The 21,387-nt window shown below is 70.1% G+C and carries 17 protein-coding genes; 8 read left to right on the forward strand and 9 right to left on the reverse strand.

Going from position 1 to position 21,387, the window contains the following annotated elements:
• Nucleotides 1–341 precede the first annotated feature (341 nt).
• Entirely contained in the window at nt 342–1,922 is a 1,581-nt protein-coding gene (locus FB559_RS17705) for an AfsR/SARP family transcriptional regulator (protein ID WP_185792273.1), read from the reverse strand.
• Between the two features lie 253 nt (nt 1,923–2,175).
• Between FB559_RS17705 and FB559_RS17710 the strand changes: the two genes are divergently transcribed.
• Nucleotides 2,176–2,826, forward strand: a complete 651-nt coding sequence (locus FB559_RS17710) for a DUF4190 domain-containing protein (protein WP_141956648.1) — start codon at nt 2,176–2,178, stop codon at nt 2,824–2,826.
• 195 nt (nt 2,827–3,021) lie between these two features.
• Here FB559_RS17710 and FB559_RS17715 read toward each other — a convergent pair whose 3' ends face one another.
• The 3 genes from FB559_RS17715 to FB559_RS17725 form a co-directional block, all read right to left on the reverse strand.
• Entirely contained in the window at nt 3,022–3,954 is a 933-nt protein-coding gene (locus FB559_RS17715) for a ribose-phosphate diphosphokinase (protein ID WP_221640068.1), read from the reverse strand.
• A 74-nt stretch (nt 3,955–4,028) separates the two neighbouring features.
• Complete coding sequence (locus FB559_RS17720; RefSeq protein WP_141956650.1) at nt 4,029–4,904, reverse strand: ABC transporter permease; 876 nt, start codon at nt 4,902–4,904, stop codon at nt 4,029–4,031.
• The gene (locus tag FB559_RS17725) at nt 4,901–7,528 is read right to left on the reverse strand and encodes an alpha/beta fold hydrolase (RefSeq protein ID WP_141956651.1); all 2,628 of its coding nucleotides are present in this window, start codon (nt 7,526–7,528) and stop codon (nt 4,901–4,903) included. The genes FB559_RS17720 and FB559_RS17725 overlap by 4 nt, the downstream gene beginning before the upstream one ends.
• 225 nt (nt 7,529–7,753) lie before the next feature.
• On the opposite strand from FB559_RS17725, the gene FB559_RS17730 reads away from it, so the two are divergent.
• A complete protein-coding gene (locus tag FB559_RS17730; RefSeq protein WP_141956652.1) occupies nt 7,754–8,296 on the forward strand; it encodes a SecDF P1 head subdomain-containing protein in 543 nt (180 codons plus the stop codon).
• A gap of 5 nt (nt 8,297–8,301) precedes the next feature.
• On the opposite strand, the gene FB559_RS17735 is transcribed toward FB559_RS17730, so the two are convergent.
• Nucleotides 8,302–9,162 carry a helix-turn-helix transcriptional regulator gene (locus FB559_RS17735; protein ID WP_141956653.1) on the reverse strand — a complete coding sequence of 287 codons (861 nt, stop codon included), beginning with the start codon at nt 9,160–9,162 and terminating at the stop codon, nt 8,302–8,304.
• Between the two features lie 140 nt (nt 9,163–9,302).
• On the opposite strand from FB559_RS17735, the gene FB559_RS17740 reads away from it, so the two are divergent.
• Nucleotides 9,303–10,373: an aldo/keto reductase gene (locus tag FB559_RS17740; protein ID WP_141956654.1), complete on the forward strand. Its 1,071-nt coding sequence runs from the start codon at nt 9,303–9,305 to the stop codon at nt 10,371–10,373.
• Nucleotides 10,374–10,546: 173 nt separating this feature from the next.
• The gene (locus FB559_RS17745) at nt 10,547–11,389 is read left to right on the forward strand and encodes a TIGR03621 family F420-dependent LLM class oxidoreductase (protein WP_141956655.1); all 843 of its coding nucleotides are present in this window, start codon (nt 10,547–10,549) and stop codon (nt 11,387–11,389) included.
• A gap of 78 nt (nt 11,390–11,467) precedes the next feature.
• Here FB559_RS17745 and FB559_RS17750 read toward each other — a convergent pair whose 3' ends face one another.
• The 3 genes from FB559_RS17750 to FB559_RS17760 all read right to left on the reverse strand — a co-directional run bounded on the left by FB559_RS17750 (nt 11,468) and on the right by FB559_RS17760 (nt 15,911).
• Nucleotides 11,468–12,499, reverse strand: coding sequence for a 2-oxoacid:ferredoxin oxidoreductase subunit beta (locus tag FB559_RS17750; protein WP_141956656.1), 1,032 nt, complete (start codon nt 12,497–12,499; stop codon nt 11,468–11,470).
• A 64-nt stretch (nt 12,500–12,563) separates the two neighbouring features.
• Nucleotides 12,564–14,405: a 2-oxoacid:acceptor oxidoreductase subunit alpha gene (locus FB559_RS17755; protein ID WP_141956657.1), complete on the reverse strand. Its 1,842-nt coding sequence runs from the start codon at nt 14,403–14,405 to the stop codon at nt 12,564–12,566.
• A 348-nt stretch (nt 14,406–14,753) separates the two neighbouring features.
• Nucleotides 14,754–15,911 (reverse strand): hypothetical protein, encoded by a 1,158-nt coding sequence (locus FB559_RS17760; protein ID WP_185792274.1) that lies wholly within the window; start codon nt 15,909–15,911, stop codon nt 14,754–14,756.
• A 325-nt stretch (nt 15,912–16,236) separates the two neighbouring features.
• On the opposite strand from FB559_RS17760, the gene FB559_RS17765 reads away from it, so the two are divergent.
• From FB559_RS17765 to nuoH, 4 genes are read left to right on the forward strand one after another with little or no spacing between them, the layout of a single operon-like run.
• A complete protein-coding gene (locus FB559_RS17765) occupies nt 16,237–16,608 on the forward strand; it encodes an NADH-quinone oxidoreductase subunit A (protein ID WP_141956659.1) in 372 nt (123 codons plus the stop codon).
• Nucleotides 16,609–16,621: 13 nt separating this feature from the next.
• Complete coding sequence (locus tag FB559_RS46720; RefSeq protein WP_425455068.1) at nt 16,622–17,869, forward strand: NADH-quinone oxidoreductase subunit B; 1,248 nt, start codon at nt 16,622–16,624, stop codon at nt 17,867–17,869.
• Nucleotides 17,859–19,787 (forward strand): NADH-quinone oxidoreductase subunit C, encoded by a 1,929-nt coding sequence (locus tag FB559_RS44690; protein ID WP_221640069.1) that lies wholly within the window; start codon nt 17,859–17,861, stop codon nt 19,785–19,787. The genes FB559_RS46720 and FB559_RS44690 overlap by 11 nt, the downstream gene beginning before the upstream one ends.
• Nucleotides 19,780–20,745, forward strand: a complete 966-nt coding sequence (gene nuoH / locus FB559_RS17780) for an NADH-quinone oxidoreductase subunit NuoH (protein WP_141956660.1) — start codon at nt 19,780–19,782, stop codon at nt 20,743–20,745. Before FB559_RS44690 ends, nuoH begins: the two co-directional genes overlap by 8 nt.
• Here the strand turns inward: nuoH and FB559_RS17785 are convergent.
• Nucleotides 20,742–21,380 carry a response regulator gene (locus FB559_RS17785; protein WP_141956661.1) on the reverse strand — a complete coding sequence of 213 codons (639 nt, stop codon included), beginning with the start codon at nt 21,378–21,380 and terminating at the stop codon, nt 20,742–20,744. The two genes, nuoH and FB559_RS17785, sit on opposite strands and share 4 nt — an antisense overlap.
• Nucleotides 21,381–21,387: the final 7 nt, after the last annotated feature.

The following is a 21,387-nucleotide window of genomic DNA, read 5'->3' on the forward strand; positions in this document are numbered from 1 at the left end:
GGCGCCGTCCGTGCGGCGCCGTCTGTGCGGCGCCGTCCGTGCGGCGCCGTCTGTGCGGCGCCGTCCGTGCGGCGCCGTCTGTGCGGCGCCGTCTGTGCGGCGCCGTCTGTGCCGTGCGGCGCCGTCTGTGCCGTGCGGCGCCGCGTGGGCCGTGTGACGCCGCCTGGGCGGCGACACCCCGGGGTTATCCACAGAACCCCGCTCTACTTTCGCCCGCCGCTGTTGTCGCTGGACAATGAGAGTGGGATGGCACCCCCGGGCGGGTGGGCTCCAGGTGGGTGGGCTCCAGGTGGGTGGGCTCCAGACCGGGCAGGCTCCAGACCGAGGACGTAGGGGAGGCCCTAGGGTCGCAGTTCGCCCAGGCGTTCGGGCGTCGGCAGGCGAGGTGGGGTCGTGCCGTCGATGACGATGAGTACGTCGGACAGGGCGCGTACGGTCGGCAGCGGGAGGAGACCTGACGTGACGAGGTCCTCCACGGAGCCGAAGTCGCCCGCGGCCCGGCGGCGTGCCACGATCTGCTGTGCCTGGAGCACGGTGACGCCCGGCAAGGCGGCGAGCGTGTGCTCGGGTACGGCGTTGATGTCGACCAGGCCGCCGTCGTTGAACACCCGCGACAGATCGGGCCGTCCGATGCACAGCTCGCGTGCGATGTGCGGGTGGTGGTTGAGCAGGGTGAACGCCTGCTCCCTGCGGATCCGCAGCTCCAGCGAGCGCGACGTGTCGTAGTCGGGCCGGGTCTGCCGGCGTCGCGTGCCGGGCGCGGACAGGAGCAGTGCCGTGTGCACCGACCCGCCGGCCATCGCGACCAGCATCGCCAGGACGGCTATCCATTCCCACCGCGAGTTCGGATCATCGCTCGTGGTGAAGCCGAAGACGATCATGAGCAGGAAATATCCGGCCGCGGCGAGCCACAGCCACGGGCTGCGGCGACGTGCCGCGAAGTAGGCGATCACGGCCCAGCTGACGAAGCCGAGACTGATCAGCGGTACCGCGATCGCGATGATCCTGAGCGGCAACGGCCGACGGCGTACCTCGGCCAGGTGCGTGACCGGGGGCACGTACGGCGCGTAGGGCGCGTACGGCGGCGGGAACGGAGGCGCTGGCGGTGGCGGGGGCGGAGGTGGAGGCGATACGTCGTCCGGCACCAGGGCGCGGTCGGATCGCAGGATCGACATGTGCAACTGCTGAAGCCGCTCGCCCGGCTCGACACCGAACTCCTCGGTCAGGAACCGCCGCGTGTCCTGGTACGCGGCCAGGGCCTCCGCCTGCCGGCCACCCCGGTAGAGCGCGAGGATCAGCAGGTAGCGCAGTTGCTCGCGCAGCGGGTACTCCGCGACGAGCCGGCTCAGTTCGGGTACGAGCCGGTCGTGGTGGCCCAGGTCGAGCTCGATCCGCGTGGCCTCCTCGAACGCGGCCGCCCGGTCGTCGGTCAGCCGCTCACGTACGGTGTCGAAGTAGGTGCCGCGCAGTCCGGCCAGGGGCTCCTCGCGCCCCAGCGCGAGCGCGGCCCGCAGGTGGTCCGCGGCGTCGGCGGCGAGGTTCGCCGCCCGTGCGGTCCGCGCCCGCCCGACCAGATCGTCGAAGACGTGGATGTCGAGGCCGCCGGCCGGCACGTGCAGGGTGTACCCGGCCTCGTCCAGGGCCAGCAGCTGACCGGGCGTACGCGGGGAGCGGCCGGGCTCGAGAATCCGGCGCAGCCCCGCGACGTATTTCTGAACGACGTTCACGCCGTTCTCCGGCGGGAATTCGCCCCAGACGGCGTCGATGATCTTCGATGTGGGCGTGGGCCGGTTGGCGTTGAGCAGGAGCACCGCGAGCACGGCGCGCTGTTTGCTCGGCCCGAGGTCGAGTTCGGTGTCATCCCGCCAGGCGCGCAGCGGCCCGAGGAGCGCAAAGCGCAGAGTACTTCCCGGCACGGTCACGAGTGTTCCTTTCCGCGCGGCGCCCGCGTGAGCTGGGCCGACAGTCGCACGGCAGTCAGAACGCACTGCACGGCAGTCAAAGCGCAATGAGCTACAGCATAACGACAGAGATCCGGCACACGGCTGAAGCAGCATTACTCCCGTAGGCCGATAAAGGCCGCGGACCGATATCCAAACGACGCACCGCCGCGTCTTCCACGAACGGGTCCGCACGCATGTGAAAAATCAGGAAGCCGGAAGGAAACGCTCCGCCATGTCATACCCCACCCCCACCACCGAACCCGGGGGATACCCGCCCCACCAGGACGGGTACGCCGCGGCATCACACCGGCGTTCCACCAACGGCCTGGCGATCACGTCATTCGTCCTGGGCATCGCGGGCTTCCTGGTCATCACCATCCCGGTGAACCTCATCCTCGGCCTGGTCGCCCTGGTGCGCACCCGCCGCAAGGGCGACAAGGGCACCGGCCTGGCCGTCGCCGGCCTCGTGCTCTCGATCCTGTGGGCGGTCGGCCTCGGGATCGCGGTCACCCAGCTGGCCAAGTCGCCCGAACCCAAGCGGGACGCCACCGGGCAGATCAACACGACTCAGAAGGCGGGACCGGACAAGCTGCGAGTCGGGGATTGCATCGCGCGTTCGGCCGGCAACGAGGTCACGGACGTCCAGGCACAGCCGTGCAGCACGCCGAACAGCGACAAGGTGTTCGCGCTCTTCAACCTCCCCGCGCAGGCATGGCCCGGTAACACGGCCGTGCAGTCGCAGGCCCAGAAGGGCTGCACCAAGCGCTACCAGGCCACGCACAAGCGGCCGGGCCAGGTCGAGCTGACCTTCTTCACCCCGACCAAGACCCGCTGGGCGGTCGGATACCACCGGGTCGTCTGCATGGCGGGCGCCTCCTCGTAACAGGCCCGGCCTGCCGTGCGCGCACGGCAGGCCGGTCACCCGTACGGCAGGCCGGTCACCCGTACGGACGGCCGGTCACCCGTACGGCAGGCCGGTCACCCGTACGGCAGGCCGGTCACCCGTACGGACGGCCGGTCACCCGTACGGACGGCCGGTCACCCATACGGGCCGCCGGTCACCCATACGGGCCGCCGGTCACTCGAACAGGACGCTGATGCTCTCGCGGCGGTGGATGCGGCCGATCGCCTCGGCGAACAACGGGGCGACCGAGACCGTCTCGACCTTCTCCGACAGCGTGACCGGCTGGTTCTCCACGGTGTCGGTGACGTACAGGCGCTCGATCGGGCTGGCGTCCAGGCGCTGCATCGACTTGCCGGTGAACACCCCGTGTGTCACCGCCGCGCGTACGCTGCGCGCGCCGCGGTGGATGACCTCCTCCGCGACCTCGACGAGGGTGCCGGCGGTGATGGTGAAGTCGTCCACGATCACGGCGTCGCGGCCCTCGACGTCACCGATCAGGTCGATGACGCGTGCCGTCTCGCTGTGGTCGACGCGTTCTTTGTCGGCGATGGCGAGGGGCGCGCCGAGCCGGGTGGCGAACTTCCGCGCCTGCTTGGCGAAGCCCACGTCGGGTGAGACGACGACGAGACTGTCGGCGTCGCCGATCGCCTCGGCGAGCAGCGGCAGGGCGTACAGGTCATCGACGGGCAGGGTGAAGAAGCCCTGGATCTGCGGCGCGTGCAGGTCCATGGTGACGACCCGCGCCGCGCCCGCGACCTCGATCGCCTGCGCGCAGACGCGCGCACGTATGGACACGCGAGGCTCGTCCTTCTTGTCGGCCTTGGCGTAGCTGAAGTAGGGCATGAGCACGGTCACCGAGGCGGCGCTCGCACGCTTGAACGCGTCGATCCAGAAGAGCAGCTCCATGAAGTTGTCGTTGGTCGGGAAGACCGTCGACTGCACGACGTAGACGTGCCGGCCGCGGACGTTCTGCTTGGCCTTGACGAACAGGTTGCCGTCGGAGAAGCGGATGACCTCGCCCGCTCCGGGCTCGACGCCGAGGTGCCGGCAGATGGCCGCGGTGAGCCGGCGGCTGCCCGATCCGCCGAACACCAGAAGCTCTTCCATGATCACTCCGAATGAGGACGATGCGGTCAGGCGTTTTGGGCACGTTCTGCCTAACCAGATCATGCCTGATCAGCTCAGCTCACAACGTCCTTGTTGCGGAACCGTCGTACGGCGAGCGCGAGAAGGACGATCGCGTACGACGCGGACAGCGCCATCCCCTTGATCATGCCGGTCCATACCATCTGCGGTTGCAGCGCGTCGGTCCAGGCGAACTGCCAGTGCGTGGGCAGGAACTCCCGCCAGTGCCCCAGCGCGGTGACCGCGTCGATGATGTTGCTGAGGATCACCAGGCCGACCGCACCGCCCACCGCGCCGAGTGGTGAGTCCGTGGTGACCGACAGCAGGAACGCCAGCGCCGCCACGACGAGTTCGGAGACGAGCGTGTAACCGACGATGATCAGCATCCGGTTCAGCGCGGTGCCGTTGGCCAGGGCCGTGTCGGTGCCCGGCACCCGCAGGCGCGCCCAGCCGAAGACGTAGATGCCGGTGATCATCGCCATCACGGGCACGCTGATCACCGCGAGTGCCGCGAGGGACACGGCGACGACCAGTTTCTGCCGCAGCAGCCGCACGCGCGGCACCGGCGAGGCGAGCAGGTAACGCAGCGACGCCCAGCCGGCCTCGCTGGCCACCGTGTCGCCGCAGAACAGCGCCACCGCGACGACCAGCAGGAAGCCCGCCGACACGAACAGCGTGAACGCGGTGAAGTTCAGCGCACCCGTCGTCGCGACGGTGACCAGGCCGGGAGTGTTCGGGTCGTTGCCCGAGGGCGAGCCGCCGATCTTGAAGGCGGCGGCGAGGATCCACGGCAGCAGGAGCAGCACCAGGAACGCGATCCAGGTACGCCGCCGGCGCAGCTGCCGTACGGCCTCGACCCGCAGCGGGAGCGTCTTGCGCGCGTTGTAGCTCGGGTCTCCGCCCCTGCGGCCGCTCGTCGTGGTGGTGCTCACGAGTCCTCCCCGATCAAGGCGAGGAACGCGTCCTCGAGACGACGGTGCGGTGTGACCCGCTCGACGGCGACACCGCCGGAGACCAGCGCCGCCACGACGACCGACGGTGCCGAGCCGTCGATCCGTACGAGGACGCCCGGATCGTACGGTTCGGCGTGCTCGATGCCCTCCAGCGCGGTCAGCACGCCCATCGCGCGGTCGACGTCCGGCGTGGCGATCACGATTGCGCCCTCGTGGCCCGCGATCTCGGCCACCGGGCCGGCCGCGACGAGGCGGCCCTTGTGCATGACCACGACCTCGGTGCACGTCTGCTCGACCTCGGCGAGCAGGTGGCTGGAGATGATGACGGTCTTGCCCTCGGCGGCGTACCGGACCAGCACGTCACGCATCTCCGCGATCTGCGGCGGGTCCAGGCCGTTGGTCGGTTCGTCGAGGACGAGCAGGTCCGGGAGGCCGAGCATGGCCTGGGCGATGGCCAGCCGCTGCCGCATGCCCTGGGAGTAGGTGCGCACCGGGCGGCGTACGGCGTCGCCCAGCCCGGCGATCTTCAGGGCCGCCTCGAGGTGCGACTCACCGCGCCCGGCGGCCTTCCAGTACAGCTCGAGGTTGTCGCGGCCGGACAGGTGCGGCAGGAAGCCGGGGCCCTCGACGAAGGACCCCAGCCGGGACAGGACGGGCGCGCCCGGGCGTACCGGCTCACCGAAGATGCGGATCTCCCCCTCGTCGGGGTGGATCAGGCCCATCAGCATGCGCAGCGTCGTCGTCTTGCCGGCGCCGTTGGGGCCGAGCAGGCCGCAGACCTGACCGCGTTCGACGCGGAACGACAGGTCGTCCACTGCCAGAAAACCGTTTTTGTACCGTTTGGTCAGCCCGCTGATCTCCAGCGGCGTCGTGGCGTCGGCCTCGTCGCCACCCGTCGCACGCCGCCGTCGCGTCGTCGCCACGATGATCACCGACGCCACCAGCGCGATGGCCGGGAAGCCCCAGACCCACCACGGCAGCGGAGCGGGCGGCGTGCGCAGAGCCGGGTCCACCGGAACGCTCAGCGGCGACTCGACCGACACCTGGTAGGCGGCCGGCCGTGTGGGGGACGTGAAGCCCAGGTCGGTGGCGCTGAACGCGACGCGGATCCGATGGCCGGCGGGGAAGCGGTAGTCCATGGCCGGCAGCGTCACCTGCGCCGTGCCGTCGAGGTGCAGCGGGGTGACGAGACGACGGGCCGGTACGGCCTGACCGTCCGGGCCGACGTCGTAGACCTTGGCGAAGAGCGTGGGCCGGTCCACGCCCGTACGCGCGGGTCCGGGCGTCGTGACGCGGACGCGGACCTGCGCGGCGCCGGTCAGCTGCACCGGAGCGTCGAGCGGTTCGGAGTCGAACGTCGCGGACTGGCCGGGCAGGTCCAGGCCGATCCCGCCCGCGCCGCCCAGCGCGCTCAGGCCGCCCAGCAGGCCCAGGCCGGGCATTGACGAGATCGAGGTGGGCGAGCCGCCGGAGGGGTTGTGGACCGTCTCCTCACCGCCGCTCAGCGGGATCGTACGGTGTGTCGCGCCGGACAGTCCGGGGTAGCGGGCGGCGGACGCGGCGCTGACGGTGACCCGCTGGGTGGAGGAGTCGATGCCGCCGGAACGGGTGACCGTGAAGCCGTCGCCCGGTGAGGCCGGGTCGCCCTTGAGGTACTGGTCGAACCAGTCGGCGACGAGCCCCTGGACGCGCGGAGTCTCCGCGTCGCCTCCGTCGTGGCCGCCCTGGAACCACACCGTCTTCACCGGCGCGCCCGTGATCGCGCGGGCGTTGCGGTCGGCCTGGTCGAGCGGGAACAGCGAGTCGGTCTGTCCCTGGATGAGCAGGGTCGGCACGTGGATGCGGCCGACCACGGACGAGGGACTCGAGCGCCTGAGCGTCGCGATCGCCCCCGGCGTCGGCTGCCCGGTCTCGGCGACTTTCTCATACATCGCGCACAGCGACGGCAGGAATCGTCCACAGGCTGTGGACGACGCTCCGCTCGTGAAGAAGAGGCCGGCCCACGCCTTCTTGAAGACGCCGTTCTCGGCGCCCTTGCCGGTCGCGTCGGGAAAGAACGCGTCGGGCAGGTCGTACCAGGTGATCTGTGGGGCGATCGCGTCGATCCGCGAGTCGTAGGCGGCCGACATCAGCGAGATCCCGCCACCGTAGGACTGCCCGGCGACACCGACACGGGGATCGCCGGGCCGGTCCAGGCGGACCTCGGGGCGGCGGGCGAGCCAGTCGATGAGCTGCCGCACGTCCTTCACGTCGTAGTCGGGAGAGTCGAGCGTGATCTCACCACCGGACTGCCCGAACCCGCGTGCCGACCAGGTCAGCACCGCGTACCCCTGCCGGGCCAGGCTCATCGCCTCCGCGCGGTTGTCGTCCTTGCTTCCGCCGAAGCCGTGTGCGAGGAGGACGGCCGGGGCACGGCCCGGACGTACGGGTTTGAAAAAGGTCGTGTCGAGGGCGACGTGCTGGTCGTTCTTGGGCCCGTCCACGACCGCGATCCGCTGGTCCACGGTCGTCACCCGCGGGTCGTCTCCGACGGCCGCCCAGGTCAGCGCCCCGGCAAGTACGACTCCCACACCGGCGATCGCCGCCACCCTGCGCCGTCTCATGACAAGACCCTATTCGCCGTGCCGCGGACCGCCGACGCGGCTCCGGCCGGCACGACACGCCTTTGGTCCGGCTTCTTGGTGACTCATTCGCGCGTGGTGCGATGATCCAGACATAGGGTGACTTCTGGCCGGGAACCGTGTAACCCACGGGCTTTCCAGGCAGGCGGACAACCCGGACCGGGTCGCAATCGTCCTCCCTTTGAGGACGACAGAACGGAGGCCACGATGCGAGCCGCGCGGCGCCCCCACGCACGGCCCGGACTGATCGCGGTAGTGATCGCACTCTGGGTGGTGATCGCGGCGATCGCCCTGACGGGCACACTGATCGCCGCCTTCTCCCAGGAACACCCCGTACATTTCTCCGCGCCGGTGAAGATCTATCCGGTCACGCAGGAGATCCCGGGTCCGCAGTGCCCACCGGGCGTCCAGGGCGCGATCGGACAGGGCCCATCCGGTCCGACCTGCTACCAGCTGACCGTCGGCATCACGATCAAGCGGGTCAACGACATGCACGTCGAGCGCGTCGCGAACGGTGAGTACGCCGTGTCGCTCAGCCTGATCCCGGCCGACAGCAAGGCGCTGACCCGCCTGACCCGCAGCGCCGGTGGCCGGCCGTACGCGCTGACCGTACGGGACCAGGTCGTCGCCGCTCCGCGGGTGGACGGCCCGATCACCAAGGGCCGCATCCTGATCAGCGGCCACCTCACCCGCGCCGGCGCGAACGTCATCCTGAACCGCCTCAAGGGCCGGGCGGTCCAGTCGGCCTGAGCGGATCAGACAGCCCGGAGCGCGGGCGTCCCCCCGCGTGCCTCGCGCGCGACCGTGTTGAGCTTGTCCTCGGAGGCGGCGTCGGCGGCGCGGTAGACGATCAGCCGCCGGCCGGCGTCGCCCAGCGGCGTCAGCACGTCGTACGCGATGGCGAGCGGGCCGACCCGAGGGTGTACCAGCGCCTTCGTCCCCTGGCCGTTCACGTGGACGTCGCGGCGTTCCCACAGCCGGGCGAACTCCTCGCTGCTCGACCTGAGCCGCTCGACGAGGTCCGCCAGCGCGGTGTCGCCGGGGCGCGCCGCCCAGGCCGCCCGCAGGTCCGCGATGCCCTCGCGGATGACGCGTTCGCGGTCTCCGTAGAAGTCGGCGAACGCCGGGTGCAGCACGCACAGCAGCAGAGTGTTCCGCTGGTCTTCGGGCAGCTCGGGGAAGTCGAGCATCAGCCAGGCCATCTCCGGATTCCACGCGACGATGTCGAAGCGGTGGTCGATCACCATGGCCGGCAGCGGGGACAGCGCGCGGACGACAGGAGACAGTGACGCGGCCTCGGTGCCGGACTGCCGCCTGCCCGCTGACCAGTGCCTGGCCAGGTCGAACAGGTACGCGTGCTCGTCGTCGCTCAGCCGCAGCGCCGTGGACAGCGCGTCGAGCACGTCCGGCGAGGGCCGCAGGCCACGGCCCTGTTCGAGCCGGATGACGTAGTCGACGCTCACGCCGGCGAGCTCGGCGACCTCCTCCCGGCGCAGGCCGGGCGTGCGCCGGGTCCGGCGGCGCAGGGGCAGGCCGACGTCCTCCGGAGCGAGCCGCTCCCGCCGCGCCCGCAGGAAGACGGCGAGTTCGTGTGCAACGTCGACGGTGCCGCTCATGCGTTCGAATTTACCTTCACCGCTGCATGGGAGCGCCAGTCCCATGATCGGCCTTCCCTTATGCCGCCCATCGCGTCCGGCGCAGGCTGATTCGCGACGGCCCGGCCACCACGGCCGGGCGGCTTCTGAGGGAGACGGCTGTGACACGATCGCTGGACACCTACCGCTTGCTGGGCCGCTCGGGCCTGAGGGTGTCGCCGCTGGCGCTGGGGACGATGACGTTCGGCTCCGATTGGGGCTGGGGCGCGTCGAGGGACGAGGCCCGCCGCATCTTCGACACCTACGTGGACCGGGGCGGCAACTTCATCGACAGCGCCAACGTGTACACGAACGGCAGCGCCGAACGGCTGGTCGGGGAGTTCGCCCGCGACCGCCGCGATGGCCTGGTGCTCGCCACGAAGTACACGATGACGACCCGCGCCGGTGACCCCAACGCGGGCGGGAACCACCGCAAGAGCATGGTCGGCGCGGTGGAGGACAGCCTGCGCCGCCTGGGCACCGACTACATCGACCTGTTGTACCTGCACGCGTGGGACTCCACGACTCCCGTCGAGGAGGTCCTGCGGGCCATGGACGACCTCGTACGCGCCGGAAAGGTGCTGTACGTCGGCATCTCCGACACACCGGCCTGGCAGGTCGCCCGCATGCAGGCGATCGCCGACCTGCGCGGCTGGTCGCCCCTTGCCGCGCTGCAGATCGAGTACAGCCTCATCGAACGGACCGTCGAGCGTGAGCTGATCCCGATGGCCGGTGAGATGGGGCTCGGCGTCATCCCCTGGTCGCCGCTGGGCAGCGGGGTGCTGACCGGTAAGTACTCCCGAGCCGACCTGGGCGATCAGGGCGGCCCGGCGGGGGTGGCGGATACCCGAAAGGACGTCGCCGCCGGCAACGGATCGCTGACCGAGCGTGCGCTCGGCATCGCCGAGGTCGTCACGAAGGTCGCGGGCGACCTCGGCGTCACGCCATCACAGGTCGCCCTCGCCTGGACCATGCGCGACCCGAGGGTGACCGCACCGATCATCGGTGCGCGGACGCTGGATCAGTTCGAGGACAATCTCGGCGCCCTCGGCCTGACTCTGCCCGACGCGGCGCTGGCCGACCTGGAGGCGGCCAGTGCGATCGAGCTCGGCTTCCCGCACGACTTCCTGAACAGGCCGATGACCCGCGGCGTCATGTACGGCGGCCTGCGGATCGAGCCCGCCCTCCGGTAGGACATATCCCGGTCGGCGCGCAGACGAGTCGTGGTCGGGGGATTTTGCCAGGTCAACAGGTATACGTGACGTGAACTTCCCGTGCGGAGCGAATACACGGGCGGGTGGCGGCCGTTGGTCATAACTGCAGGGCCGTACCGGCTCAACCCCGCTCATCAGGACGAAGGATCTTTATGACCGATCACCCGTTCCGCTTCGGCGTCACTCTGTTCGATGTCGGCTCCCGTTCGGCCTGGCGCGCCCGCGCGCGTGAGGTGGAGGACCTCGGGTACGACGTGCTCCAGGTGGCCGACCACCTGGGCATGGCCGCGCCGTTCCCGGCGCTGGTGGCCGCGGCCGACGTGACGAGTATCCGGCTGGGTACTTTCGTGCTCAACGCCGGCATCCTCCATCCCGCATACCTGGCCCGGGAGGTCGCCGACGTGTACCGCCTCACTGACGGCCGCCTGGAGCTGGGGCTCGGTGCCGGTTACGTCCCGGCCGAGTTCGAGGCCGTGGGCGCGCCGTTCGGCACCGCGGGGGAGCGACTGCGGAAGCTGGAGGCGATCCTGACGGAGACCCGTACGCTGCTCGCGGCGGAGGACGGCAACCCCCAGCCGCCGATCATGCTGGGAGGCGCAGGCGACCGCATGCTGCGGCTCGCCGGCCGTGAGGCCGACATCTTCAGCTTCTCCATCGCGGCCGGAATGACGGAGGGCCTCGCTCCGGAGGAGGCGTTCGCCCGCCGCGTTCAGGTGCTGCGGGAGGCCGCCGGTGACCGCTTCGACGACGTCGAGCTGAACCTGTTCGTCGCGGCCTTGGGCGAGAGCGAGGACAAGCTCGATCTCGCGGTCATCCGTCAGGCCAGCGGCCTCGACGACGCCCAGCTCGTCCAGCTGCCCGGAGTGCTGGTCGGCTCGCCGCGGGAGATCGCGGACCGGCTGCTGCGCTACCGCGAGGAGTTCGGCGTCAGCTACATCAGCGTGCTGGAGCCGCACATGTCCGCGTTCGCCGAGGTCATCAGGCACCTGCGCTGACGCTCAGGCCTGGCCCGAGCGTTCGACGCTTGCCGCGAAAACGCACCGGCCCGGCCTGGAGGCGGCGGGGCCTGCCGCTCAGTCGATGCGCCAGGTGTCGCCGCTGCCGAGCAGGCCGGTGAGGTCTCCGGCGCCTTGCTGGGCGATGGCCTCGTCGAGCTGGCTACGCATGAGCTCGTCATAGGTCGGCCGCTCGACCTGGCGGAAGATTCCGATCGGCGTGTGGGCGAAGGTCGGGGAGTCCAGCCGGGACAGCGAGAACGCCAGTGAGGGGTCCTCGCACTTGGCGTCGTGCACCAAGATGTCCGGCGCGTCGGCGGAGACGACCTCGATGGACCCGGACGGCGTGCGGCGCAGGGCCTTGTCGCGGTCGGCGCCGAAGACGATCGGCTCGCCGTGTTCGAGGCGTACCGTCACGTCGTCGCGCTGCTGCGGGTCCTTCAGCGGGGCGAACGCGTCGTCGTTGAAGATGTTGCAGTTCTGGTAGATCTCCACCAGCGACGTGCCGTTGTGCTGGGCCGCCGCGCGCAGCACCGACTGCAGGTGCTTGCGGTCCGAGTCGATGGTGCGCGCCACGAACGACGCCTCGGCGCCCAGCGCCAGGGAGATGGGGTTGAACGGTGAGTCCAGCGACCCCATCGGCGTGGACTTGGTGATCTTCCCGACCTCCGAGGTCGGGGAGTACTGCCCCTTGGTCAGGCCGTAGATCCGGTTGTTGAACAGCAGGATCTTGAGGTTGACGTTGCGGCGCAGCGAGTGGATCAGGTGGTTGCCACCGATCGAGAGCGCGTCGCCGTCGCCGGTGACGACCCATACCGACAGGTCCGGGCGGGAGGACGCCAGCCCGGTCGCGATGGCCGGGGCACGGCCGTGGATGGAGTGGAACCCGTAGGTGTTCATGTAGTACGGGAACCGCGACGAACAGCCGATCCCCGAGACGAACACGACGTTCTCCCGTCGCAGCCCCAGCTCGGGCAGGAAGCCCTGGACGGCGGCGAGGATCGCGTAGTCACCGCACCCGGGGCACCAGCGGACCTCTTGGTCGGTCTTGAAGTCCTTGGCCGTCTGACGCGCGGAGTCCTTCGGAACGAGCGCAAGGGGATCGCTCATGAGTCCTCCTCCGTCGGAGAGGTGACCGGGCGCACTGCGCTTTTGATTCGCTCGCTTCGCTCGCTCATGAGCTGATCACATCCTGGATGACGTCCTGGAGTTCTTCGGCCTTGAAGGGCAGGCCACGGACGCGGTTGTAGCCGATCACATCGACGAGGTAGCGGCCGCGCAGCAACAGCGCGAGCTGGCCGAGGTTGATCTCGGGCACGACGACCTTGTCATAGGAGCGCAGCGCCTCCTCGATGTTGGCGGGGAACGGGTTCAGATGCCGCAGGTGGGCCTGGGCGATGTGGCCGCCGCCGGCGCGGATCCGGCGTACCGCCGCGGTGATGGCGCCGTAGGTGCCACCCCAGCCGAGCACGAGCACACGGGCCTCGCCGGACGGGTCGTCGACCGCGAGCGGCGGGATGTCGCGGGCGATGCCCTCGATCTTGGCCTGGCGGAGCCGGACCATCAGGTCGTGGTTGGCCGGGTCATAGGAGATGTTCCCGGTCCCGTCGGCCTTCTCGATGCCGCCGATGCGGTGTTCGAGGCCGGGTGTGCCGGGCACCGCCCACGGCCGGGCGAGGGTGTCCGGGTCGCGTTTGAACGGCAGGAACTCCTCGCCCTCGACCGCCTCGGCGAAGCCCGGGGTGATCTCGGGCAGAGAGTCGACGTCGGGGATCTGCCAGGGCTCGGAACCGTTGGCGAGGTAGCCGTCGGACAGCACGATGACGGGGGTCCGGTACTTCACCGCGATCCGGGCGGCCTCGATCCCGATCGCGAAACAGTCCGAAGGCGTGCAGGGGGCCAGTACGGGTACCGGGGCCTCGCCGTTACGGCCGTACATGGCCTGGAGCAGGTCGGCCTGTTCGGTCTTGGTCGGCATCCCGGTGGAGGGCCCCGCGCGCTGCACGTCGATGACGATCAACGGCAGCTCGGTGGAGACCCCCAGGGCGACCGTCTCGCTCTTCAGCGAGATGCCGGGCCCGGAGGTGGTGGTGACGCCCAGCGACCCGCCGAACGACGCGCCGAGGGCGGAGCCGACGGCCGCGATCTCGTCTTCGGCCTGGAACGTCCGGACTCCGAACCGTTTGTGCTTGGACAGCTCATGCAGGATGTCGGAGGCCGGGGTGATCGGGTACGAGCCGAGGAACAGCGGCAGACCCGAGCGGCAGCTCGCGGCGACCAAGCCGTAGGCCAACGCGACGTTCCCGGAGATATTGCGATAGAGACCCGGGGGAAGCGTGGCCGGTTTGACCTCATAGGAGACAGAAAAGGACTCGGTGGTCTCGCCGTAGCTCCAGCCGGCCTGGAACGCGGCGATGTTCGCCTTCATGATCTCTGGCTTCTTGGCGAACTTGATCTCCAAGAAGCGCACCGTCGCATCGGTCGGCCGGTGGTAAAGCCAGGACAACAGGCCGAGCGCGAACATGTTCTTGGCCCGCTCGGCGTCCTTCTTGGAGATCTCGAAGTCTTCCAGGGCCTTGACCGTCATCGACGTCAACGGCAGCGAGTGCACCCGGAACTCATCGAGAGAACCGTCCTCCAAGGGGTTCGCGGCGTACTCGACCTTGGCCAGCGCCCGTTTGCTGAACTCATCGGTGTTCACGATCAAGTCGGCGCCACGCGGCAGATCGGCGATGTTGGCCTTGAGCGCGGCCGGGTTCATCGCGACCAGCACGTTCGGGGCATCACCTGGGGTGAGGATGTCGTGGTCGGCGAAGTGCAACTGGAAGCTGGAGACTCCGGGCAGCGTCCCGGCAGGGGCACGGATCTCCGCGGGGAAGTTCGGCAACGTCGAGAGATCATTACCGAACGCGGCGGTCTCCTGGGTGAACCGGTCCCCGGTCAACTGCATACCGTCACCGGAATCACCGGCGAACCGGATGATCACACGATCGAGTTGTTGGACCTGCTTGGTCACAGAGCAAGACCTCCTCGATGAGCAGCACTTCGCCGGTGGAAGGCATCCGTTTCCGAAGTGCTACTTAGGCTTACCTTCATGCTACGTCCCGAGTGACGTGGTTGATCCCCTGGTTGTGCGGTCTCGCCCGCGACTCGCCCGGCGGAAGGCCCTCGGCCCGCCCCCGTGTCCGTCCCGAACCCCACCGAGTCGTTTCCCCGATGCGGAGGCACGCAAGCATCCCGCAGGTGGACACCTGCGGCCGTCTGCGGACCACGATCCTGGGCACGAGCGAACTATAGGACGGGGCTCTGATGCGCGTCTTGAGCGGTCCGCGGAACGGTATCGCCGTCCCGCGGACCGGTGACGTCAGCTGCCCTGCTGCTCCTGGGACAACTTGGTGAGCATGCTGTTCACGTCGCTGCTGGAGTTCACGGTGGCGTCGAACGTCGAGCTGGCGTGGATGGTGAACCGGCCGTTGTGTGAGCGATACCACGACGACCACGAGCCGCCGCTGGTCCGGCAGCTGATCGTCGTCTCGTGGCTCGGCGTGGTGGTGCCCGTTCCCTTGCACGTCGACACGGTCGCGCCGGTGCCCCAGAACCTGGCGTTCATGGTGATGCGGACCGAGTTGCTGGACGTGCCGACCGAGGAGGGCATCACGCTGCCCTTGACCGTGCAGCCCGACTCGCTGCAGCTGCCGAAGTGGATCTTGCCCATCGGCAGCATGTTGATCGACGGGTCGTACGCGTTCTTGAGCGCCTGGACGTCGCTGCGCAGCTGGGTGAAGACCGGCGTCATCGCGCTCGCGCCGGTCAGCGGCTTCACGTCGAGGGCGTACGAGTCGCTGCCGGCGGTGCCCTCGATGCGCAGCAGGCGATGCGGCTCGCTCTTGGAGATGTAGTACGTCGTCTCGCTGATCGACATCTTGATCGCCGGAGTGCTGCCGGCGGGGGTGTTCACCGCGAGCGGGTCGTTCCCGGCCTGCTGCAGGACCTGCGCGAGCTTGGCCGGCGAGAACTCCGAGAGCTTCAGGTCGGCGGCCGCGGCCGGAGCCTTGGACCACTTTCCGTCGGCCTTGTCGGCCTCGCTCGACGACTGACCCTGAGCGGTCCAGAAGCTGGAGTCCGCCTTGATGTAGGTCGTGTCGCCGACGTCGACACGCGTGACCGCGGAACCGTGTGAGGTGTACGCACCGTGCGCGCTGCCGGCCTTGGTGACGTTGAACGTGGCCTCGCTGCCGCCGTACGTGCCGGTGTAGGTCGCGCCTGCCGCCTGGCCGAGGGCCTGTCCGGCCTGGGCGGCCGACTTGCCGGAGGTCTTCTTCGGGTCATCGTTCGAGCCGCCGCCGCTCAGGGCGACCACGACGACCAGCAGCACGACGAGCGCCAGGACGCCGCCGCCGATCCCCAGGATGACGCCGGTGTTGCTCTTCTTGGGCGGTTGCGGTCCTGGGCCGAAACCGTACGGCGGGGGCGGTCCCGCACCCCACGGGGGCGGTCCACCGGGTCCACCCGGAGGGCCCATCGGTCCACCCGGCCCACCTGGACCACCTGGTCCACCCGGGCCGCTCGGACCACCCGGCCAGCCGCCGCCGGGCGGGCCACCCGGCTGCTGCCAGTGAGGCGGGTTGCCTGGAGGAGGTGGCCACGATCCCGGCTGTCCGGGCTGGGCTCCCTGGCCGCCCTCTGGCCCCATGCTCATGGCTCCCCCTATATCAACGCCACTTGTCGCCGTGACCTTACGGTTTGCAGCTATGTCCGACAAGTGATGTAGCGGTTTCTGTTACCTGCCGGAGACCGTCCCTCAAAGGGGTAGTTCACCCGTCGTACCGGGCCATTAGGCTGGGCCCATGCACGGCTACTTCGGGACCTACCTCAGCGTCGCGGCGTTGTTCCTGATCGGCGGTGCGATCGTAGGGGGCGGGCTGCTGGCCAACCGGTCGTTGCGTCCACACCGGCCGACCGCGGAGAAGCTCACGACGTACGAGTGCGGTGTGGATCCGGTGGGCGACGGCTGGGCGCAGTCCTATGTCCGTTACTACGTCTTCGCCTACCTCTACGTCATCTTCGCGGTGGACGCGGTGTTCCTGTTCCCGTGGGCAACGGTGTTCTCCGCCAGGGGGTACGGATCTGTGACCCTGGGGGAGATGTTCGTCTTCCTTGCCTTCATCGCGGCGGGGCTCGCGTACGCCTGGAAGAAGGGTGTGCTCGGCTGGGTCTGAAAGAATGACCGATATGGGTGTCGTCGATCTACCGGAGCCCCGCATCGGGGCGGCGAGCAAGCTCGCCCCCAAGCCGATCAAGTTCGTGCTCAACTGGGGCCGGCGTTATTCCCTGTGGGTGTTCAACTTCGGCCTGGCCTGCTGTGCGATCGAGTTCATCGCGACCTCGATGTCGCGCCATGACTTCATCCGCCTCGGCGTGATCCCGTTCGCGCCCGGGCCCCGGCAGGCGGACCTGATGGTGGTCTCGGGCACGGTCAGCGACAAGATGGCACCGGCCGTGAAGCGGCTGTACGAGCAGATGCCCGAGCCGAAATACGTCATCTCCTTCGGCGCCTGCTCCAACTGCGGCGGCCCTTACTGGGACTCGTACTGCGTGACGAAGGGCGTCGACCAGATCATCCCGGTCGACGTGTACGTTCCCGGCTGCCCGCCACGCCCGGAGGCGCTGCTGCACGGCATCATCCGCCTGCAGGAGAAGATCGCCTCGGAGTCGCTGGGCACGCGTTACGACGGACCGGGCGAGTCGGTCTCGCCGGCGCCCGAGGTCAAGGCGAAGACGCCGACGCCGGCGATCTTCCGCCGGCCCCTGGTGCTGCCGTCGATGCCAGAGCCCGAGGAGATCGAGGCGGCCGGGGAGACCACGCAGAGCATTCTCGTTCCCGGCACCGAGACCGATGCGGTGCGTACGCATGAATTCACCGGCGCCGCGGAGAGCCCGGCGGAGGAGACGGTCGAGGTCCCGGCCGCCGAGGACGCGGCGGCCGAGAGGACACAGCTGCTCCCGCCCGCCGAAGAGGCGGTGGCCGAGGAGGCGCGGCAGGTTCCGCCCGCCGAGGCCACACCCGCCGAGGAGACTCAGGTACTTCCGTCCGTCGGAAGTGCGGAGATCGAGGAGACGCGGTCGCGGGCGCCCGCCGAGGAGCCCCCGGCGGCGGAGTCCTCGCCCGAGGGGACCCAGGAGCTCCCGCCGTCCGACGACGTACGGCGCGAGGCCGCGGCGTTCGAGGAGACGCAGGAGTTCCTCCCGGGCCAGGAGGCCACGCGCGAGGAACCCCTGCCCGTGGAGCCCCCGCCGGCCGCCGAGAGGACACGCCGGGACCTGCCGCCCGCCGAGGAGGTTCGCAAGGCCGCCGAGACGAGACAGCGGCAGCAGCGGACCCGATGGCGAGGCGAACGCCTGAAGCGCTTCGCCGAACCCCCTCCGGTCGACGCCGTCGACGACCCCGACATCATTCCGGGACTGAGCGATGACGATTGAGCTGTCCGTGGCGTGGTCGCGGCGGTTCGGCGACGAGGTGCACAGCGAGGACACCTTCGGCACGCTCACCGTCGACGTACCGCCCACGCTGTGGGTCGAGTCGCTGACCTTTGCCCGCGACGAGCTCACCTGCCGTTACTTCGACTGGCTGACCGCCGTGGACGAGCTGGAGGACGGATTCTCGGTGGTGGCGCACGTCTACTCGCTGGCCGAGAGCCACCATCTGCTCGTACGCACCCGGGTGCCGCGCGAGGACCCCCGCCTGGCCAGCGCGACCGGTGTCTACCGGGGCGCGAGCTGGCACGAACGGGAGACCCACGAGATGTTCGGCGTGCTCTTCGACGGCCACCCGAGCCTGACGCCGCTGCTGCTGCCGGACGGTTTCGAAGGACATCCGCTGCGCAAGGAGTTCGTGCTCGCCGCCCGGGTCGCCAAGCCATGGCCGGGCGCGAAGGAGCCCGGCGAGTCCGGACGCGGCGCACCCAGCCGCCGTCGCATGCTGCCGCCCGGCGTCCCCCAGAACTGGGGCCCGGCCGCCCAGACCGACTCGGCGCCCTCACCACGCACCGAACGCCGCCGGCCCACCGCACCCGCGACACCGCCCGAACCCGCCGAGCCGCCCGTAGCGCCCGGGTCCACCGGGCCGGAATCGGCCGGGCCGTCCGTGCCGGTCGAGACGCCTGCCGAGTCCACGGGCCCGGTCGAGCCCGTCGGACCCGTCGCTGCGGCGAGCGCCGAGCCGCCGGAGCCCGTCGAGCCGAACGATGCCACCGTGCGTATGAAGCCGGTCGAGCTAGCCGAGCCCCCCACACCGGTCGAACCGGTCGAGTCCGCCGGGCCGGACACGGCCGAATCGGCCGCGCCGGTGGAGGCCGCCGCGCCGGTGGAGCCGTCCGTGGCCACCGAGCCGCCTGAGCCGGTACAACCTCCCAAGCGCCCCAGGCGCCGCCGGCCCAGCGCGTCAGCACGGCCGGTCGAGCCCGCGGTGCCGGAGACGGCAGTGCCGGAGTCTGCGGTGCCGGAGACGGCAGTGCCGGAGACGGCAGTGCCGGAGACGGCAGTGCCGGAGATCGCGGTGCCGGAGATCGCGGTGCCGGAAGCCGCGGTGCCGGAGGCCGCGGTGCCGGAGGCCGCGGTGCCGGAGGCCGAGGTGCCGGAAGCCGCAGTGCCGGAGACCACGGAGCCGGTTGAGGCGTTGACGCCCGCAGAGCCACCTGAGGCCGTCGAACCTCCCACACTCCCCGAGCCGGCCGGGCCGGACACGGCCGAATCGGCCGCGCCGGTGGAGTCCGCCGAGCCGGATGAGTCGGTGCAAACTCCCAAGCGTCCTAAGCGCCGCAGGCCCAGCGCGTCCGCGCCGCCGGTCGAGTCCGAGCCGGTCGAGTCCGCAGTGGCCGAAACCGCGGAGCCGGTGGAGTCCGCCGCGCCGGCGGAGCCGTCCATGACCGCTGAGCCGGATGAGTCGGTGCAGACTCCCAAGCGTCCCAAGCGCCGTCGGCCCAGTGCGTCCGCGCGACCGGTCGAGCCCGAAGTGCCGGTCGAGCCCGCGGTGCCCGAAACGGCGGAGCCGGTGGAGGCATCGACTCCCAATGCCGTCGAGCCCGAGCCCGAGCCCGAGGCCGTCGAGGCCGAGGCCGTCGCGCCTGACGTCGCGCCTGAGGAGACGCCCGAGCCCACTGAGCCGCCCACACTTGTCGAGCCGGTCGAGCCGGTCGAGCCGCCCGAGTCGGTTGAGCCGGCCGAGTCCGCTGGCCCGGACACGGCCGAATCGGCCGCGCTGGCCGAGGCCGCCGCGTCCACGGAGCCGCCCGAGTCGGTCGAGCCCCCAGAACCGCCCGATCCCCCCGAGCCCGCCGAACCTCCCAGGCGCCGTCGGCGTGAGCGTGGCATCGTCCCCGAGGGCGGCGAGGATGTCTGACCTGGCGATAATCGCGATCAAACTCTTGCTGGTCGTGGTGGCGTTCCTCGTGCTGCCGCTGATCGTCGGGCAGGCCGAGCACAAGGTGATGGCGCACATGCAGGGCCGGCTCGGCCCGATGTACGCCGGCGGTTTCCACGGCTGGGCGCAACTCGTCGCGGACGGCGTGAAGTTCGCCCAGAAGGAGGACATCGTCCCGGCGGCCGCCGACCGGCGGATCTTCACCCTCGCACCAGGTGTGGCGCTGATCCCGTACCTGGTCGTCCTGATCGTGATCCCGGTGGGGCCGGGCGGTCAGGTGGGCGTCTCCCTCGACCCGGGCCTGTTCTTCGCCCTGGCCATGATCGGTGTCGCCGTGCTCGGCGCGCTCATGGCGGGCTGGGCGAGCGCGAACAAGTACAGCCTCCTCGGCGGCATGCGCGTGGCCGCGCAGCTGCTGTCCTACGAGCTGCCGATGGTCCTCGCCGCCTCCTCCGTCGCGATGGCCGCGGGCACGCTGAACCTGACGAAGATCGTCGACCACTGGGAGTGGTGGTGGCTGCCGTGGCAGGCCATCGGCGCGGTGGTGTTCTTCATCGCGGGCCTGGCCGAGCTGCGCCGTCCGCCGTTCGACATGCCGGTGGCCGACTCTGAGATCATCTTCGGCCCGTACACCGAGTACACCGGTCTGCGCTTCGCGTTCTTCCTGCTCGCGGAGTACGCCGGGATCGTGGTGCTGTCGGCGCTGACGACGGTGCTGTTCCTGGGAGGCTGGAAGGGCCCGGGGTTCGACACCGAGCTCGGGTGGCTGTGGACCCTCATCAAGGTGATGCTTCTGGCGTTCGTGGTCATCTGGCTGCGCGTGAGCTACCCGCGCATGCGTGAGGACCAGCTGCAGAAGCTCGCCTGGGCCGGCCTGGTGCCGCTCGCCCTCGCCCAGCTCGTGCTGACGGGCGTCATCAAGGTCGCCACGTCCTAGGTGCCCAGGTAGCGCAGGACCGCCAGCACCCGGCGGTGGTCGTCGCCCGACGGTGGCAGGTCGAGCTTGAGGAAGATGTTGGCGATGTGCTTCTCCACCGCGCGGTCGGACACGACGAGGGTCTTGGCGATGGCCGCGTTCGTACGGCCCTCGGCCATCAGGCCGAGCACGTCGCGTTCGCGCGGGGTCAGCGCGCTCACCCCGCGGCGGCCCGCGTTCAGCAGGTGGCCGACCACCTCGGGGTCCAGTGCGGTGCCGCCGGACGCCACGCGGTGGAGGGCGTCCACGAAGTCGTCGATGTCGCCGACCCTCTCCTTCAGCAGGTAGCCGACCCCGGCCGGCGACCCGGCCAGCAGGTCGGTGGCGTACCGCGTCTCGACGTACTGGGAGAACAGCAGGATGCCCACGTCCGGGTGGTCGCGGCGCAGCTCGATGGCGGTGCGCAGGCCCTCGTCGGTGTGCGTGGGCGGCATCCGGATGTCGACCACCGCGACGTCCGGTCGGTGTTCGGCCACCGCCGCTCGTAGTGCCTGAGGGTCGCCGACGGCCGCGACGACCTCGTGTCCTCGCGCCGTCAGCAGATGGGCCAGGCCCTCGCGCAGGATGGCGGCGTCGTCGGCGATCACAATGCGCATGAGCGGC

Source organism: Actinoallomurus bryophytorum, assembly GCF_006716425.1.
GTDB lineage: Bacteria > Actinomycetota > Actinomycetes > Streptosporangiales > Streptosporangiaceae > Actinoallomurus > Actinoallomurus bryophytorum.

Excerpts from the sequence above, each read along its gene's own strand:
- FB559_RS17710 (WP_141956648.1), top strand. The coding sequence starts at position 2,176 with ATGTCATACCCCACCCCCACCACCGAACCCGGGGGATACCCGCCCCAC.
- FB559_RS17715 (WP_221640068.1), bottom strand. The coding sequence starts at position 3,954 with ATGGAAGAGCTTCTGGTGTTCGGCGGATCGGGCAGCCGCCGGCTCACC.
- FB559_RS17725 (WP_141956651.1), bottom strand. The coding sequence starts at position 7,528 with ATGAGACGGCGCAGGGTGGCGGCGATCGCCGGTGTGGGAGTCGTACTT.
- FB559_RS17730 (WP_141956652.1), top strand. The coding sequence starts at position 7,754 with ATGCGAGCCGCGCGGCGCCCCCACGCACGGCCCGGACTGATCGCGGTA.
- FB559_RS17735 (WP_141956653.1), bottom strand. The coding sequence starts at position 9,162 with ATGAGCGGCACCGTCGACGTTGCACACGAACTCGCCGTCTTCCTGCGG.
- FB559_RS17745 (WP_141956655.1), top strand. The coding sequence starts at position 10,547 with ATGACCGATCACCCGTTCCGCTTCGGCGTCACTCTGTTCGATGTCGGC.
- FB559_RS17750 (WP_141956656.1), bottom strand. The coding sequence starts at position 12,499 with ATGAGCGATCCCCTTGCGCTCGTTCCGAAGGACTCCGCGCGTCAGACG.
- FB559_RS17760 (WP_185792274.1), bottom strand. The coding sequence starts at position 15,911 with ATGGGCCCTCCGGGTGGACCCGGTGGACCGCCCCCGTGGGGTGCGGGA.
- FB559_RS17765 (WP_141956659.1), top strand. The coding sequence starts at position 16,237 with ATGCACGGCTACTTCGGGACCTACCTCAGCGTCGCGGCGTTGTTCCTG.
- FB559_RS46720 (WP_425455068.1), top strand. The coding sequence starts at position 16,622 with ATGGGTGTCGTCGATCTACCGGAGCCCCGCATCGGGGCGGCGAGCAAG.
- FB559_RS44690 (WP_221640069.1), top strand. The coding sequence starts at position 17,859 with ATGACGATTGAGCTGTCCGTGGCGTGGTCGCGGCGGTTCGGCGACGAG.
- nuoH (WP_141956660.1), top strand. The coding sequence starts at position 19,780 with ATGTCTGACCTGGCGATAATCGCGATCAAACTCTTGCTGGTCGTGGTG.
- FB559_RS17785 (WP_141956661.1), bottom strand. The coding sequence starts at position 21,380 with ATGCGCATTGTGATCGCCGACGACGCCGCCATCCTGCGCGAGGGCCTG.